At 65.5% G+C, this 15,403-nt stretch carries 12 protein-coding genes and 1 pseudogene; 1 reads left to right on the top strand and 12 read right to left on the bottom strand.

Annotation, left to right across the window (positions count from 1 at the left end):
* Positions 1–26: 26 nt before the first annotated feature.
* The 3 genes from FAZ69_RS09875 to FAZ69_RS09865 form a co-directional block, all read right to left on the bottom strand.
* Positions 27–2,531 carry a fimbria/pilus outer membrane usher protein gene (locus tag FAZ69_RS09875; protein ID WP_240702168.1) on the bottom strand — a complete coding sequence of 835 codons (2,505 nt, stop codon included), beginning with the start codon at positions 2,529–2,531 and terminating at the stop codon, positions 27–29.
* Between the two features lie 82 nt (positions 2,532–2,613).
* Positions 2,614–3,384 (bottom strand): fimbrial biogenesis chaperone, encoded by a 771-nt coding sequence (locus tag FAZ69_RS09870; protein WP_136893841.1) that lies wholly within the window; start codon positions 3,382–3,384, stop codon positions 2,614–2,616.
* Positions 3,385–3,456: 72 nt separating this feature from the next.
* Complete coding sequence (locus FAZ69_RS09865; protein WP_240702201.1) at positions 3,457–3,921, bottom strand: fimbrial protein; 465 nt, start codon at positions 3,919–3,921, stop codon at positions 3,457–3,459.
* Here FAZ69_RS09865 and FAZ69_RS33815 point away from each other — a divergent pair.
* Complete coding sequence (locus FAZ69_RS33815; protein WP_240702209.1) at positions 3,815–4,036, top strand: hypothetical protein; 222 nt, start codon at positions 3,815–3,817, stop codon at positions 4,034–4,036. The genes FAZ69_RS09865 and FAZ69_RS33815 overlap by 107 nt on opposite strands.
* A gap of 355 nt (positions 4,037–4,391) precedes the next feature.
* Here the strand turns inward: FAZ69_RS33815 and FAZ69_RS09860 are convergent, their stop codons facing one another.
* From FAZ69_RS09860 to flhB, 9 genes and pseudogenes are all read right to left on the bottom strand, one after another.
* Positions 4,392–5,123, bottom strand: coding sequence for an RNA polymerase sigma factor FliA (locus tag FAZ69_RS09860; protein WP_136893837.1), 732 nt, complete (start codon positions 5,121–5,123; stop codon positions 4,392–4,394).
* A 119-nt stretch (positions 5,124–5,242) separates the two neighbouring features.
* Positions 5,243–6,148 carry a MinD/ParA family ATP-binding protein gene (locus tag FAZ69_RS09855; protein ID WP_136893835.1) on the bottom strand — a complete coding sequence of 302 codons (906 nt, stop codon included), beginning with the start codon at positions 6,146–6,148 and terminating at the stop codon, positions 5,243–5,245.
* On the bottom strand, positions 6,141–8,024 hold the full coding sequence (gene flhF / locus FAZ69_RS09850; RefSeq protein WP_136893833.1) for a flagellar biosynthesis GTPase FlhF: 1,884 nt from the start codon (positions 8,022–8,024) through the stop codon (positions 6,141–6,143). Before flhF ends, FAZ69_RS09855 begins: the two co-directional genes overlap by 8 nt.
* A gap of 535 nt (positions 8,025–8,559) precedes the next feature.
* Positions 8,560–9,217, bottom strand: a pseudogene (locus tag FAZ69_RS09845) (DUF799 domain-containing protein).
* Complete coding sequence (locus FAZ69_RS09840) at positions 9,217–9,585, bottom strand: DUF4810 domain-containing protein (RefSeq protein WP_136893831.1); 369 nt, start codon at positions 9,583–9,585, stop codon at positions 9,217–9,219. Before FAZ69_RS09840 ends, FAZ69_RS09845 begins: the two are co-directional and overlap by 1 nt.
* Before the next feature lie 38 nt (positions 9,586–9,623).
* Entirely contained in the window at positions 9,624–10,298 is a 675-nt protein-coding gene (locus tag FAZ69_RS09835; protein ID WP_136894896.1) for a CsgG/HfaB family protein, read from the bottom strand.
* A 212-nt stretch (positions 10,299–10,510) separates the two neighbouring features.
* Positions 10,511–11,302: a CsgG/HfaB family protein gene (locus FAZ69_RS09830; RefSeq protein ID WP_136893829.1), complete on the bottom strand. Its 792-nt coding sequence runs from the start codon at positions 11,300–11,302 to the stop codon at positions 10,511–10,513.
* Between the two features lie 320 nt (positions 11,303–11,622).
* Positions 11,623–13,728: a flagellar biosynthesis protein FlhA gene (flhA, locus tag FAZ69_RS09825; RefSeq protein ID WP_136893827.1), complete on the bottom strand. Its 2,106-nt coding sequence runs from the start codon at positions 13,726–13,728 to the stop codon at positions 11,623–11,625.
* 130 nt (positions 13,729–13,858) lie between these two features.
* Positions 13,859–15,091, bottom strand: a complete 1,233-nt coding sequence (flhB, locus tag FAZ69_RS09820; protein WP_136893826.1) for a flagellar biosynthesis protein FlhB — start codon at positions 15,089–15,091, stop codon at positions 13,859–13,861.
* Positions 15,092–15,403: the final 312 nt, after the last annotated feature.

The raw sequence follows: 15,403 nt of genomic DNA, 5'->3' as shown, positions 1-15,403 counted from the left end.
GGGCGAGATCGCAGCGTGCTTCGCCACTAGGGCTGACACGTCCCTTCGATCTGCGGATAAGCGTCGCCATTCGACTTGACCGGCGGCAGAGAATAAGTGATGTGGCATGCGTGCTCACGTTCGGCGCCCCAATGGACTACCACCTGCCCCGTCAACGCCGGCAGCCCGCTGACGAACGCCGCGCCATCCATGCCGACCACGCCAAGCTCCTGCCCCTCGTCGTTTTCGACCATCGCCCCCATCGGCACCGGCTTGCCGTCCGGTCCCTTGAGCATCAACATCGCCTGATGCCCGACCTTCGACTCGAACGTCCCCGCCGCCACCGCGCCACGCGTCGGCACGATTTCCAGCACCGGGTTGTCGAGGCTGACGTCCTCGGGCAGGCCGCGCGTCCTCACGGTGACGCGATTGATCCGATACGGATTCAGATAAGGAATCACCGCGTAGCCCGCACCATCGGTGGCGACGCCCGGATTCGTCTCGAAGCGCACGCCGCGCACGCCCGGCACCTCGACCAAGCCGACCGTCTCGCCCAGCGGCTGCGAGAACGTCACGCCGCCGCCGTGCACGACGACGCCGCCCGCCGCGGTCACGGCCGCCTGCGTATAGCCGCTGCCGCTCGCCACCGACAGGTCGTAGCGCCCGAACGGCGCGAGGTAGCTCGCCGTGGCCGTGCCGCTCGCCGACGATTCGTTCGAGTGCGCCGCGCTCAGGCTGTAGTTGAACTGCTGGTTATCGCCTGCGGTGCCCGACAGCGTCGCCTGCTGGTTGAGGCGGTTCTCGTTGTCGCGGCTCGCGAAGTACGTGACGCCCTGGCTGTTGCCGCCGCCCGGCAGGTTGCCGCGGCCGAACAGCACGTCGAGCGGCACCGACAGCGAGAGCGACACGTTCCAGCTCGTCGGCACGCCGTTGCCCTTGTTGTACGTGCCGTAGACGCCGTAGGACACGCGAGCGGCCTGCCCCGTATAGCCCACCTGGAACAGCTCGCTCGTGCCGCCGCCGTTCCAGTAGCTCTGCGTGCCGATGGTCGCGTACACCGAGCCGAAACCGCCGAGACGCTGATTGATCGTGCCTTCCACGCGCGCGCGCTTCGCGCCGAGCGCGAGCGATTCGGTGCCGTCGCGCAGCTGCACGGCATCGGCGAAGCTGCGGTAGCCGGAGGTCGAATAGCGGTAGCCCAGCACGCGCACGTCCGTACCGCTGCCGGCGAACGTCTTCGCGTAGAGGAAGCGGAACGAGTTGCCGGTGACCACGTTCGTATCGGCGAGATTGGTCTCGCTGCGCGCGTGCGTCACGTCGAACGACACCGCGCCGAAGCGCCCCAGGTTCTTGCCGATGCCCGCGAGCGCGGCCTGGTACATGTCGGTGCCGATCACGCCGCCGTACAGCGAAAACTCGCCGGGCAGGCCGTGCGCGAGCGTCGCCATGCCGAACGTGGGATGCGTGTTGGCGATGCCGTCGCGGTACTGGCCCGCGGTCACGTTGTAGCGCCATGAGCCGGCGCGCAGCAGCAGCGGCACGGCTGCGTACGGCTGGATGAACTTGGTGACGCGGCCGTCGGCCTCCGTGATCGTCACCTCCATGTCGCCCGACGACGAGGTCGGGTAGAGGTCGTCGATCGTGAACGGCCCCGGCGGCACGAACGTGTTGTAGATCACGTAGCCGTTCTGCCGCACCGTCACCTGCGCGTTGGTCTGCGCGACGCCGTGGATCGTCGGCGCATAGCCTTGCAGGCTGTCGGGCAGCATGCTCTCGTCGGTGCCGAGCTGCACGCCGCGGAACTGGAAGCCGTCGAAGATGCTCGATGGCGTCGTGCCGTCGCCGACCGTCAGGCGGCTGTTCCAGCTCACGATGTCGCGCGTGAGGTAGGTGTCGATCAGCTCGAACTGGCTCGCGCCGTTCAGCCCGCGCAGGAACGACGACTCGTACGCGAGGCGCCAGGGGCCGAAGTTGACGCCGCCGCGCAGGCCCGCGTAGAGCGAAGTGCGCGACGGCGAGTTGCTATAGTTGCTGCCGGCGTACTGCGCGGCGTTCAGCTGGTAGTCGAGCAGCGCAGCGGGAATGCCCTGATCCCATTTCGACGGGTCGACCCAGCCGCGCGCGCGGCGCTTCATCGCCGCCTGCGGCACGCTCACCTGGAGCAATTGCCGATAGCTGTCGAACGCGACTTTCGCATCGGGAATCGTGCGCGCAATCTCGACGCATTCGTCCGCAGGCGCTTGCGCCAGCTCGGGGAACGCCGCGACATTGACGCCCCACTCGGCGAGCATGTCGCGCGTGAGGCAAGGCACGGCGTCGTGCGCCGTCGCGTCCGGCTCGTCGGAGATGAAGGCGATCTCGCGCTTGTCGGCAAGCTCGCCGTTGACTTCGACATCGACGAGGTAGCGGCCCGGCAGCAGGCGGTTGCCGGTGGCGAACATCGACAGGTCCGCTGCGCCCTGCCCGCCACCCAGCTCCAGAAAGGCCGGGTCGAAGTCGAGCTTCTGCTGCGCCTGCGCGCCGAGCGAATACGCGAAAAACGCGACCGCCAAAGCGATGTCGCGTATTCGGAAGGAGCCGTCGGCCGCACCGCGAGGCCGACGGCCTGTCGCGGCGCGCCGGGGCACGAGAGACCTACTGCGATGCGGCCCGCGCGGCCGAAGGCGATGCCGTCACCTGCGTAGCTGGCGTCACGGCGCCGTAGTCGTTGATGGTCGTGTAGCTGAACTTGACGGGCCCCACCTTCGACACCGCGCGCTCCGGAATCGGAATCAGCAGATCGCTTTGCGGCTCGACCATGTCGGCGTTGATGCTTTCCTTCTGCGCGCCGTCTACTTCGATCGTCGAGAACGTGACGTGGTAAGGCGTCGGGTTGCTGACCTTGAGCGCGGCGCCGCGGCCGTTCTGGCCAGGCACCGCCGACCATTTCAGCTGCGCGGGCGCGTCGGCGGCGTTGCCCGTGAGCCCGGCCGGACGGTAGAAGAGCTTGACGCGCGTGAGCACGGCGATTTTCAGGGCGCTGGCGTCCTTCTGCAGGCTCCGGTCGGTCGGCGGGATTTCCTTCACGTCGACCCAGAAGACGGACTCGCGGTCGGACGGCAGCTGCGTCTTGCCCTCGACGCGGCGAATCATCAGCAGCTGCTCCTTGCCGCCTTCGAGGCGGACCAGCGGCGGCGTCACGGTGAACGGCATGTTCTTCGTGTCGCCCGCGCCGTCGTCGATGAAGGCCTGGACCACGTAAGGCGTATCGCCTTTGTTACGCACGGCGAGCGTGGTTTCGCGCTTGTCGCTCTTGGCGTCGAAAATGACGCGGGTGCCGCCCACCTGGATGCCGGCCTGGGCGCCGAGGCTGGAAAGCGCGATCGTTGCGGCCACGGCCGCTTGTGCGATTCTGGAAAAACGCATGAAACATCTCCCGAGGTTTCACGCGGCATACGCCGCGTGCTTGGCGGCGGCCGGCCTGGCCCGCCAGCCCGGTTATTTGTAGGTGAGGGCGAAGAGCGCGGTCGCGTTGGCGTTGCCGCTGCCGATCGTGGCGTTCGTCGCGATGTAGCGGGCGGCAAAGTTGAACGTGTTGCTGCCCTCGCTGATCGTGTAGGTCTTCGACGCCGAGCCGACGCTGACCGGCGTACCGCTGTCGTCGACGAGCTGCAGTGCGACGCCCGTCGCGCCGCCGCTGGTTTTCAAGGCGGTGGCGTTGTCCGAATCGGCAGTGCCCGTGAACGTGACGGTGGCGCCGTTGGTGGCCGTACCGCAATTCTTCAGCGCGATCTTGAAGCTGGTGGTGCCGGCCGTGGAGCCGACTGCCGTAAAGTCGTTGGCGAAGACTTTCGCCATGGTGACCGTGCCGGACGTGGCAGCAGTATCGATTTCGCACGGCACCGCAGTCACGCTGCCGGTGAAATTGATCGTGCCGGTCGTGGCGGTTTGCGCGCACGCCAGCCCGGAAACGAATGCGCCAGACAGCAGCGCGACGGCGCACGAACGGCGCACGAATGATTTAAGCATTTTGAATACCCTCAGTATCGCGATTATCGGAAATGCAAAGCGACCGTAATTTAGCATCGCCCTAATCCCAAAAACAGAAATTTATGCACAGTCAGTTTTTTGATATGCCGACACGGGAATAGCGATCGACTTAAGTCGATACAGATCAAAAAAGTAGGCAATTCCAACGATATCTAAATTCGCTGTCCATTGGCAATAGACAAACCTTTCCGCACGCGGGCACGCTTGGCGAAAATGCCATTTACCAAAAGGCTCATTTAGAGATAAGGTATCCGGCGCGCGAATAAAACAAAGAGCGCAGCCATTTGCCGCGCTTCTCGTTTTCCATGCTTGTTGGGGATTTATCCTGCTCCGGCGCACCGGGCATCGACGTTGCATCGACCCCGCTGCGGCACGCCGTCGAATCAGTTTTCCGCGCTAGCCCACGCCATTTCGCGCAGCCGCGTGCGCAGGCGCGCCACGGCCTGGCTGTGCAGCTGGCATACGCGCGATTCGCTCACTTCCATCACCGCGCCGATCTCGCGCAGGTTCATGCCGCGCTCGTAGTAGAGCGACATCAGGAGCTTCTCGCGTTCGGGCAGGCGATCGATCGCTTCGATCAGCGCCGAGCGCAGGCTCTCGTCGAGCAGCGCCGAGAGCGGATCGGAATGGTCGACGCAATAGCGGTCGAGGAACGGCTCGTCGTCGGCGGAGCGGTCGAAGTCTTCGTAGTAGATGAGCTGGCTGCCGTGCAGGTCCTGCAGCATCGACTGATACGCATCGAGCGGCATCTTCAATTGCTGCGCGACCTCGGTCTCGCTCGCCGAGCGGCCCAGCTGCTGCTCGACCTGGTGCACCGCGTACTCCACTTCGCGCGAGGTCTTGCGCAGGCTGCGCGGCAGCCAGTCGTTGCTGCGCAGCTCGTCGAGCATCGCGCCGCGGATGCGCTGGCTCGCGTAGGTCTCGAACTGCGCGCCCTGGTCTTCCTTGTAGCGGCTCGCCGCGTCGAGCAGGCCGATCATCCCGGCCTGGATCAGGTCGTCCAGGTCCACGCTCGCCGGCATCTTCGCCACGAGCTGCAAGCCGAGCCGGCGCACCAGAGGCGCGTACTGCGTCAGCACGTCCTCCTGGGACATCTTGCCTTGAGCGTTGTACATCGTGTTCTCCTGTCGATCGGCGTTGGCGCTTCAGCGCCTACTCCGATCCCATGCCGAGGTTGTCTGGAGTTAGTGCAGAGCACTTACTCCAGGCCCTCGGCGGGCTTCGTCCCTTCGTCTCACGCGTGCTGCGCGGACGGCTTGTCCGCGTGCCGCGCCTGCGGCAGGCCCGCGGGCACCGCCGTCGCCGCCGGCTGCGTTGCCGCATCGTGCGGCGCGCGCGAGAACGTCACCGCGCGCATCGGCCAATAGAGCATCTCGGCGGCGAGATGCCGGTAGTCGCGCGCCGCGGGCGTCGACGGAAACGCGTCGACCACGCAGCGCGACAGCTCGAACGAGCGCTCCATCAGCGGATCGGACGACACAAAGCCCGCGTCCGTGATCTGCACCGTGAGATACCGCCCCGCGACGTCGGCGAGGTTCTCGAACGCGGTGTGCGCGTCCGCGACGCTCGATACGTGATTCAGCAGCACGCGGAACTGCCCGATCGCGTGCGCGTAGTGCAGCCGTTTCATGCACGCATACGCCTCGGTGATCGCGAGCGCCGCCACGCGCGTGACGATCAGCACGTCGTGCGCGCGCATCGCAAGCGCCGACAGCGCGCCGTGCCGGTCGAGCTGCGCATCGATCAGCACGACGTCGGCCGGTCCGTCGAGCACCGCGCCGAACTGCTCGGGCGCGCAGCCCTCGCTGAGGTGGCGCGCCGCCGCCAGCACCGAGAAGCCGAGCGGATGCCGCGCCGCCGCCTCTTCGATCGGCATCTCGCCGCGCATCACGGCGTTGAAACCGCCCGCGCCTCTCGCGCTCGAAACGCCGCCCAGCATCGCCGACACCGAGTTCTCGCCGAGGCACTCGTCGATGACGAGCACGTCCTTGCCCTGCGCCGCAAGCGCCGCGGCGAGATTCACGACCGTCGACGTACGCCCGACGTGGCTCGATCCGCCCGTGACCGCCACCACGCGCGAACCGCTCCTGCTCAACAACCGCCTCAGTCCTTCTGCCTGGTCGATCATGACCTTATCCAAATCGAACCTCGTGGAGCTCGGCCGTCGAGCGCGCGGACAGCGCCGACAGCAGTGCGGGGACATCGTCGTCTTCCGGCACGAACGGCGAACCGTCGCGCGGAATGCAGAACGCGCTCTTGATCAGGAATTTCTTGGTGGCGACGTAGAGGTTCTCCGGCACCTTCTGGCCCGTCGACACGTAATGCACCGGCAGCTTGTAGCGGATCACGGTGTCGAGCACGCTGCCGAGGTTGGTCGCCTCGTCGAGCTTGGTGAGGATGCAGCCAGCGAGCTCCGGCTGGCCCGGCGCGCTCTGGTAGGCCTGCACGACCTCGTTGAGCGTGTCGCCGTGGCTCGTCGCGTTCAGCAGCAGGAGGCGATGCACCGGCTGGCCCGCGCCGCACAGCATCGCGATGTGGTCTGAGACCATGCGGTCGCGCTGGCTCATGCCGATCGTGTCGATCAGCACGATGTGCTTGTTGCGCAGCTCGGCGAGCGCGAGCTGCAGGTCGGCCGCGTCCTTCACCGCGTGCACGGAGACGCCGAGGATCTTGCCGAAGATGCGCAGCTGCTCGTGGCCGCCGATCCGGTAGCTGTCGGTCGTGAGGAGCGCCACCTTGCTCGCGCCGAAGCGCATCACGCAGCGCGCTGCGAGCTTGGCGGTGGTCGTCGTCTTGCCGACGCCCGTCGGGCCCATCAGCGCGAACACGCCGCCGCGCTCCATCAGCGCATCTTCGTTCTCGAGCACGGGCAGGTTGTTGGCGAGCACCGTGTTGACCCAGTCCATGCCGGCGTCCATGTCCGCGACCTCCGGCATCTTGTCGACCACCATCTGCACGAGCTGCGCGGAGAAGCCCGCTGCGAACAAGTGCTTGGTGAGCGCGCCGTGCGTCGGACTGCGGCGCTGGCGGTCGCCCCACAGCAGGCCGGCAAAGTGCTCTTCCATCATGCCGCGCATCGACGACAGCTCGTTCATCACGGTCTCGTTGACCATCTGCTCGACGCGCGCGCGGATCGTCTCGGCCATCGAGCTCGTGGCGCCGTCGATTTCGCCGGCCGGCGTGACCACCGCCGACCGCGGCAGGCCGAGGCGCGCGGCGGCGCGGCGCGCGGCCGATTGCGTCGCTTCGCGAGCCCAGTCGGGCTGCGCGGCGGCGGCCAGCTCTTCGGTGGTGAGGACCTTGCCCGGCGCGCCGAGGCCCTTCGCGGCGGCGGCGGCCGGCGTCATCGCGTGCGGCTTCGAGGCTTGCGCGGCATTGCCTTGCGTCTTCTGCGCGGCGATGCGGCGCGCGTGATCGATCAGCCAGGGATTCGATTCGGCCATCGTGCGCGGCATTTCGGGCGCGCGCGTGACGAGCGGCTCGGCGGCCGCCGCGCGGGCCGGGGCCTTCGGGGCTTTCGGGGCCGGGCCGGCGTGGGTGTCCAGGCGCGGCGCGATGTCGTCGGCGCGCGCTTCCTGGTTCTGCTCGCCGCGCGAGCCGGCGCGCGGCTCGAACGATGCCGGCGCTTGCCAGTCGCGATCGGCGTCCGCCGCATCGGTGCTTTCCGGCGAAGCGGCCGGCTTGGCGGCGTCCAAAACCGCAGCGCCCTGCGCGACGTCCGCCCCGACTTCCGGGCTCGCGCCGAACACGGCGGAAAACACATCGGGCATCCCGCTCGCGTAGGGATTCGATTGCGCGAACGACGAGGATCGTGCGGCGGGCAGCGCGGGCATGCCGGACGCGGCGCCGGCCTTCGGCGCGATCGAGGCGAGGTCGCTGTCGGCGAGCGCGACGATCTCCACGCTGCCGTCGTCCATCGTGCGGTTGGACAGCACGACCGCATCGGCGCCCAGGGCCTCGCGCACGAGGCGCAGTGCGTCGCGGCTCGTCGCACCGATGAATTTACGAATGTTCAAGCTAGACCCCCGATGAGGTTGACGACTTTTATCGTGCTCGTATCTGGCATGACGGCTTCCGACAGCGCGGCTCGTCCGGTCTTGCCGAGCCGCCGCTGCCTGCCACGGGACGCCTCGATACGGGCGCGGTGACAGACCGTTTCCCACTGACATCGATTATTCCCGCCGAGGTCAATCGACGATCGGCGGATAAAGGCAGAGAAAGGGGTGTATTTCGAGCGATGGCGGGGGAGGAGCGGCTGCGGCGGGCAGGCGGCGGGTTCGGGCGGCGGGAGCCCCCTTGACGCAGGAGGCGGTTCGCCTGCGGCCGGCAGTCCTGGCTCATTTGCCGTTGGGCAGCGTCGTTTTATGCTTACGGAGACCTATCACGCGCCGGACCAGACGCCGACGGGCACGACGCTCAGCCTCGGTGGGATTTCCATAACGACTGCTATTGCTGAAGATGGGCGCCTGTTGCCTCGGTTTTCAGGGCAACAGGCGCCACCTGGGGCGGGCTAGCCAACCGATGGAACCGGCCTAGCCGCCGCGCAGAGTGTCAATCCGTACCGTACTTGGGCGAACGCGGACCGTAGAGAATGCCGCCCGGCTTCCCGGCCGACAGCAGGCGAGCGCTTGTCACGCCGGCCATGTTGTAGCCCTGGTCGGTCGCGCTGTTGATGATCTGCTTGACGGCGGCCACCACCAGCATGCCGATCAAGCCGCCGCCNGTTATTGCCTTCGTTGCTCGAGGCGCTGGCATGGCCGGTCCACAGCGTCTGGCCGCCCACCAGGTCCACGAGCTTGGCATCGGCCGCGACGACGGTGGCGCTGTCGAGCACCATGTACTTGGTGCCATATTTGGTGATGGTGATGTACAGCGCGGCATCGGCGCCAAAGATGTCCCTGAGCTTGGCAGCCGGTACGCCATGGATGTCGCCGGCGACGGTCAGGCCGTTCTGGCGGAAGGTCTCGTCCACCAGCGCAACCGGCAGCACGTAGTAGCCGGCCTCGGCGAGCGGCACGGTCACCTGCGACAGCATGCCGTAGGTCGCATTGACGTCCGGCGATTCGTTGAGCGGCGGCAACACCAGGATTGAACGCGGCTTGCTGGCCTTGAAGGCCGAGTAATCCACGTTCCTGACCGGCGCCGTGCAACCGGCCATCAAGGCAACCAGGCCAGCGGCGGCAAACAGTTTCAGAAAGCGCTTGGCCATCAGTTGGACTCCTTTTTGACGTTTTTCATCAGGAAGTCGATATACGCCCCCGCTTCCGGAAACAGCGCCTTCTCGGTCTGGAATTCCTGGACCATTTGGTCGTCCTTGCCCAGGCTCGAATAAAGCAGGCCCAATTGGGCGTGATAGCCCGGCGGCGCCGCGCCGTTGTCAGACTTGATCTTCTCCAGGCCTTTCTCGAGTTCCGCAACCTGCGCTTCTTTCGATTCACCCTTGAAATATTTGTAGACCTGGGGCTGATAGCCCTCCCACTGGTACAGCGGCTTGCTCGGCGCAGCGCAACCGGCCAGCAGCGCCCCGCCGACGGCAGCGACTGCCACCGTTCTCGACATTGCAAACGTCTTGCTCATGATTGTTGTTATCCCCGTTGATTTCTCGTGGTTCCGTCTTATTGCGCACCCGGCTTCCACGCGCCGCTGTCGATAGCCCTGACCAGATTGTTTATGGCTTCCCGCATCGCCAGGTCCAGCACCTTGCCGTTGAGCGTCGAGTCATAGCTGGCGGTGCCGCCAAAGCCGATGATTTCGCGGTTCGACAACGCGTATTCACCCGCGCCGCCAACCGAGTACACGACTTCCGACGTGGAGATGTTGACCACGTTCAGGTTGACTTTGGCGTAGGCGACCTGCTCCTTGCCGCGACCGAGGATGCCGAACAACTGTTGGTCGCCGGTCTCCTTGCGGCCGAATTCGGTCACGTCGCCTGTGATCACGTAGTCGGCGCCCTTGAGCTTTTGCGCGGTGTTCTTGATGACGGCTTCCTGCTTGATTTCGGCCATGTTGTCGCGATCGAGCACGTTGAAGCGGTTGGTCTGCTGGAGGTGCGTGATCAGAATGGTCTTGGCCTGACCGCCGAGGCGATCGACACCGTCCGAAAACACGCCGCGCATGTAGGCCGAACGATTGTCGAACTTGCCCACTGCGATGGGCGTGCGCACGCCGGTGTAGGGAAGGCTCGCGCTTTCTACTTTCTGCACCGGCAGTGCTTGCGAGGTTTCGGTTGCGCAACCGGCGAGCAGGGCGGCCAGCAGAGCCGTCCCGGCGAATGCCATGGCTGTGGTCATTTTTAAAAGCGCTTTCATCAAACTCCTCTTCTTTGAAAAACGTGTTTTCTGGTGCTTCGAGCGAGAGCCAACTCGACTGATCGGAGGCTGCTGATTGGCTGTCGATCCTGCCGCGGTCTTCGTCTACGACGAAAGACGGCTTCACCCATCACAGCGCCGCTGCCGCAGCTCAACCTCGATCCGCGGCAGCCGCTTCGAAACGGTCAGCGCCGTCAGTTGACCTGCAGGTTGCCGCCGTTGCCGAGCCCGCCCTTGACGCTTTGCGCCTTGTACTGCTTGACCGAGCCGATCAGATTGTTGAGGGAGTCGGTGAAGGCCGCGACGATGACCTTGCCTTGGGCGGTATTCGTGTACGCACCGCCGGCGGCGCCACCCGCCGCGCCACCGCCGAACGCGGCCAAGCCTGCAAGCATGCCGTAGTCGACGTTCTTCGCAGAGCCTTCCGCGGCAGCCAGCTGCACGCTGCTGCGATTGTCGACGAGCGTCAGCAGCGTCGAGGCTTCCTGCGTCTTCATCGTGCCCGCTACGCCGGCGAGCGCGCCGCCGACAACCGGAACGAAGGCAAGCAGGCCTGCCGCGCCGCCGCCCGCATTGTTGTTGCTGAAGGTGATGCTCGGGCTGATCGTGTAGTCGGCGGCGACCATCTGTCCTTTATGCATCTTGGACGTTTTCCGCAGTTCGCCCGACGAGTTCAGCGCGCGCTCCTGCATCGCGGCGTCGAGCGCGCGGCCACGGTCGACGATGACGAAGCAGTTCGACTGCTGCACCAGCAGCTTGAGAACAGGAACTGTGCTGCCCAACTGGTATTGGCCCGTCAGCAAGCCGTACCACGGCGCCGACGTGTCTTCGACGATCGAAACCGTACCCAGCGGCGCCGGGCAATGCTGCAATCCGACGTTGGCGTTCTGAGACGTCGCGCCGCCGGCCGACCCCGTTGCAGTGGTTTTGGCCGACTGCGCGCCCATTTGCATGTCGGAACAAGCCGACAGCGAGAGAAAGGCCATTGAAAGACAGCTAACCCCGATTAATTTCTTTTTCACGATTCCTCGCTTCTTGGTCTGTTGTTTGTGGATTTTGTGACGAGGATCGGCGCAACTCGCATGCTGGATGGAATTGCCGCTTTTTTTTTGAATCCCCGCCGCCGCTCGGCTAACAGGTATACGGCAGCGAGATAAAAAACTTGATTGGCATTCCATGCAAGGACTCTCCCGATGTGGCCATCAGGATTGCCTCACCATGCCGGGCAGATGCGCACAAACGATTCAAAAGGTCATTTGCGGCGAAAATTCGCGTGAAATGGAGAGCAGCTGGAAAAACAGCTCCCTCACCCATTCCCCCCAATCAAATTCGCGACCTTGATCGTGCGCGTATCCGGCACTTCCGCATAGGACAGCACCTTCAGCTGCGGCAAGCTGCGCCGCAGGAACCGCGCGAGCATCGCGCGCAGCGCATGCTGCACGAGCAGCACCGGCGGCAGCCCCGTGTTCTGCTGCCGCATCATCGCCTTCTGCGTCTCGGTGAGCAGCGTATGCGCGAGGCCCGGCTCGAGCCCCGGGTTCGCGCTCGTGGAAAGCGCCTGCGACAGCACGCGCTCGAGCCCCGAGTCGAGGCCCATCACCTGCATGTCGCCATTGCCCGGATACCACTGCTGCGTAATCGCGCGGCCGAGCGCGAGGCGCACCGCGGCGGTGAGGTCGTGCGCATCGGTGATCTTGACCGCGTGCTCCGACAGCGATTCGAGAATCGTGCGCATGTCGCGGATCGGCACGCCTTCCTCGAGCAGGTTCTGCAGCACCTTCTGCAGCGTCGTGAGCGAGAGCGTCTTCGGCACGAGGTCTTCGACGAGCGACGGCGCATCCTTGCCGGTGCGCGCGATCAGCGCCTGTACTTCCTGGCGGCCCAGCAGCTCGGCCGCATGCTGCACGACGAGGTGGTTCAAATGCGTCGCCACCACCGTGCTCGAATCGACGACCGTATAGCCGTACACCTGCGCCTGCTCGCGCAGGTTCGTATCGATCCAGACCGCCGGCAGCCCGAACGCCGGATCCTGCGTGGGCGTGCCCGGAATCGCGGCGGTGACCTGTCCCGGGTTGATCGCGAGCCACTGGCCCGGATACGCCTCGCCCGTACCCACTTCCACGCCCTTCAGCGCGATCCGGTAAGCGTTCGGCCGCAGCTCGAGGTTGTCGCGGATATGAATGACGGGCGGCAGAAAGCCGATTTCCTGCGCGAACTTCTTGCGGATGCTCTTGATCCGCTTGAGCAGTTCGCCGTCGGCGTTCTTGTCGACGAGCGGAATCAGCCGGTAGCCGACTTCGAGGCCGAGCGCGTCGATCAGCGTCACGTCGTCCCAGCTCGCCTCGTTGCTTTCCACAGGCGTGGCCGCCGCCGGCGCGACGTCGACGAGCGCCGAGCTCGTCTTCTTCGCCTCTTCGCGCTTCTTCATCACGCGCGCGAGCTGGATCGCGCCGCCGCCGAGCAGCAGGAACGCGAAGTGCGGCATGCTCGGGATCAGGCCCATCAGCACGATGATCGAGCCGGTGATCATCAGCACGCGCGGGTTCGTGAAAAGCTGGCTGGTGAGCTGGGTGCCGATGTCTTCGTCGGTCGCCACGCGCGAGACGATCACGCCGGCCGCCGTCGAGATCACGAGCGACGGGATCTGCGCAACGAGGCCATCGCCGATCGTGAGCAGCGTGTAGTTCTTGCCGGCCGCGGCGAAGCTCATGTCGTGCTGCACCACGCCGACGATCAGCCCGCCGATGATGTTGATCACCATGATGATCAGGCCGGCGATCGCGTCGCCGCGCACGAACTTCGACGCGCCGTCCATCGACCCGTAGAACTCGGCTTCCTGCGCGACCTGCGTGCGGCGCTTGCGGGCCTGCTCCTCGTTGATGAGGCCGGCGTTCAGGTCGGCGTCGATCGCCATCTGCTTGCCGGGCATCGCATCGAGCGTGAAGCGCGCGGACACTTCGGCGATCCGCCCCGCGCCCTTCGTGATCACCATGAAGTTGATGATCATCAGAATCACGAACACGACGATGCCGACCGCGAAGTTGCCGCCGACGAGGAAATGCCCGAACGACTCGATCACCTGGCCGGCCGCGTCGGGGCCGGTGTGGCCTTCGAGCAGCACGATCCGCGTCGAGGCGACGTTCAGCGAGAGCCGCAGGAGCGTCGAGAACAGCAGCACGCTCGGGAACGCCGCGAAGTCGAGCGGCTTCATCGTGTACATGCTGACGAGCAGCACCATCACGGAAAGTGCGATGTTGAACGTGAACAGCAGATCCAGCAGGAACGGCGGCAGCGGCAGGATCATCATGCCGAGGATCATGCAGATCAGCACCGGCCCTGCGAGCGCGCGCAGGTTGTTGCCTGCGAGCATCTGCGGCCGCTTGCCGAGCAAGGCGCCTACGCGTGCGTTCATGACGCCACCCGCCGGGCCGCCCCAAGGGAGGCGTCAGCCCCCTCGGGGGGCAGCGAACGTGTCGATCCGGAGTTAGCGCTTTTAGCGCTTGCTCCGGTCCCATGCAGAGCATAGTGAGCGTGGGGGTAATTCAAGCCGAGGCTCCTTTATCCGTGCCCTTTGCTGATTTCCTGCTGGATGCGCCCTCGTTGAGCGCCTCTTCGGCTTCCTCGTCGGCGTCCTCGTCCGAGACCGGTCCCTGGTCCAGATCGGCCGGGACTTCGAATTCGGTCGGCGTCGCCGGAATGTCGCCGCCTTCCGCCTTGAAGCGGCGCAGCTGGTAGACCCACGCGAGCACCTGCGCGACCGCGTTGTAGAGCGAGCCCGGGATCTCGCGGTTCAAATCGACGTTGTGATAGAGCGCGCGAGCAAGCGGCGGCGCTTCGAGCAGCGGCACGTTGTGCTCGGCCGCGATCTCGCGGATGCGCGCGGCGACGAGGTTCACGCCCTTGGCGACGACCTTCGGCGCGCGCATCTCGCCGTCGGTGTACTGGAGCGCGACCGCGAAGTGCGTCGGATTGGTGACGACCACGTCGGCCTTGGGCACCGCCGACATCATCCGGCGCCGCGCCATCGCGCGCTGCTGCTGGCGGATGCGGTTCTTCACGTGCGGATCGCCTTCGTTCTCGCGGTTCTCGCGCTTCACTTCTTCCTTCGTCATGCGCAACTTCTTGTGGTACGTCCAGAGCTGATACGGCACGTCGAGCGCGGCGACGACGAACATGCCCGCCACCGTCATCCCGCAGCACACGGCGATCAGGTGCATCGCGCTGGCGATCGCTTCGTTGAGCGGCAGCGTCGCGAGCGCGACGATGTCATCCTTGTGATTCCAGATGGCCGTCCCGCCAATGACGCCGACGACGATCGTCTTCACGAGCGAGAGCCCGAGCTGGACCGGCCCGTTGAGCGAGAATATCCGGCCGAGGCCGTTGAGCGGATTCAGGCGATCGAATTTCGGCTGCAACGACTTCGTCGAGAGCAGCCAGCCGCCGAGCGCCATCGGCGCGAGCAGGGCGGCGGCGCCCGTGAGCGCGAGGATCGGCAGGATGGCGTAGAAGCCTTCCATGCTCGCGCTGCCCGCGCCGATCAGCATCTTGCTGGTGTCGAGCACGGCGGCGTGATTGAAGGTGAAAGCGCTGCGCATCATCGCCTGCAGATGGCCGCCGATCGGCCCGGCCATGCTCCAGGCGCCATAGAACCCCGCCGACAGCAGCGCAAACGTCGCCAGCTCCCGCGACCGCGCGACCTGCCCTTCCTCCCGCGCCCTCTCGAGGCGCCTGGGGGTGGCTGATTCGGTCTTTTCGAGGTCGCTGTCCTCTGCCACGAACGAAGCTCTCCAAACGGGTAACGGCGGGGCACGGCGACATGCCGCTTTCCCACTGGCAGCGATTATTCCGGCAGACGTCAAGCCGCGATCGGCGGATAAGGGCGGGGAAAGGGGTGTATTTCGAGTGATGGGGCGGGAGGGGCGTGCTGCGCGTGCGCGGAGGCGCGGCGGAGATCCTGGATTTCATCAAGGTCCGAATTTTTAAATTTCCCTGGATATTTTTTCTGCAACTCCCGCAATCGACAAAGCCAAAATGGATTCGGACCAAGATATTTGAAGCCGACGTAACAAAAGCATGGTGCAAACCCA

The sequence above is a fragment of the Trinickia terrae genome (genome assembly GCF_005144415.1).
In the GTDB taxonomy this organism is placed as follows: domain Bacteria; phylum Pseudomonadota; class Gammaproteobacteria; order Burkholderiales; family Burkholderiaceae; genus Trinickia_A; species Trinickia_A terrae.
Note: the sequence above shows the minus strand (reverse complement) of the source record. Positions and strands in the feature narration are given on the sequence as shown.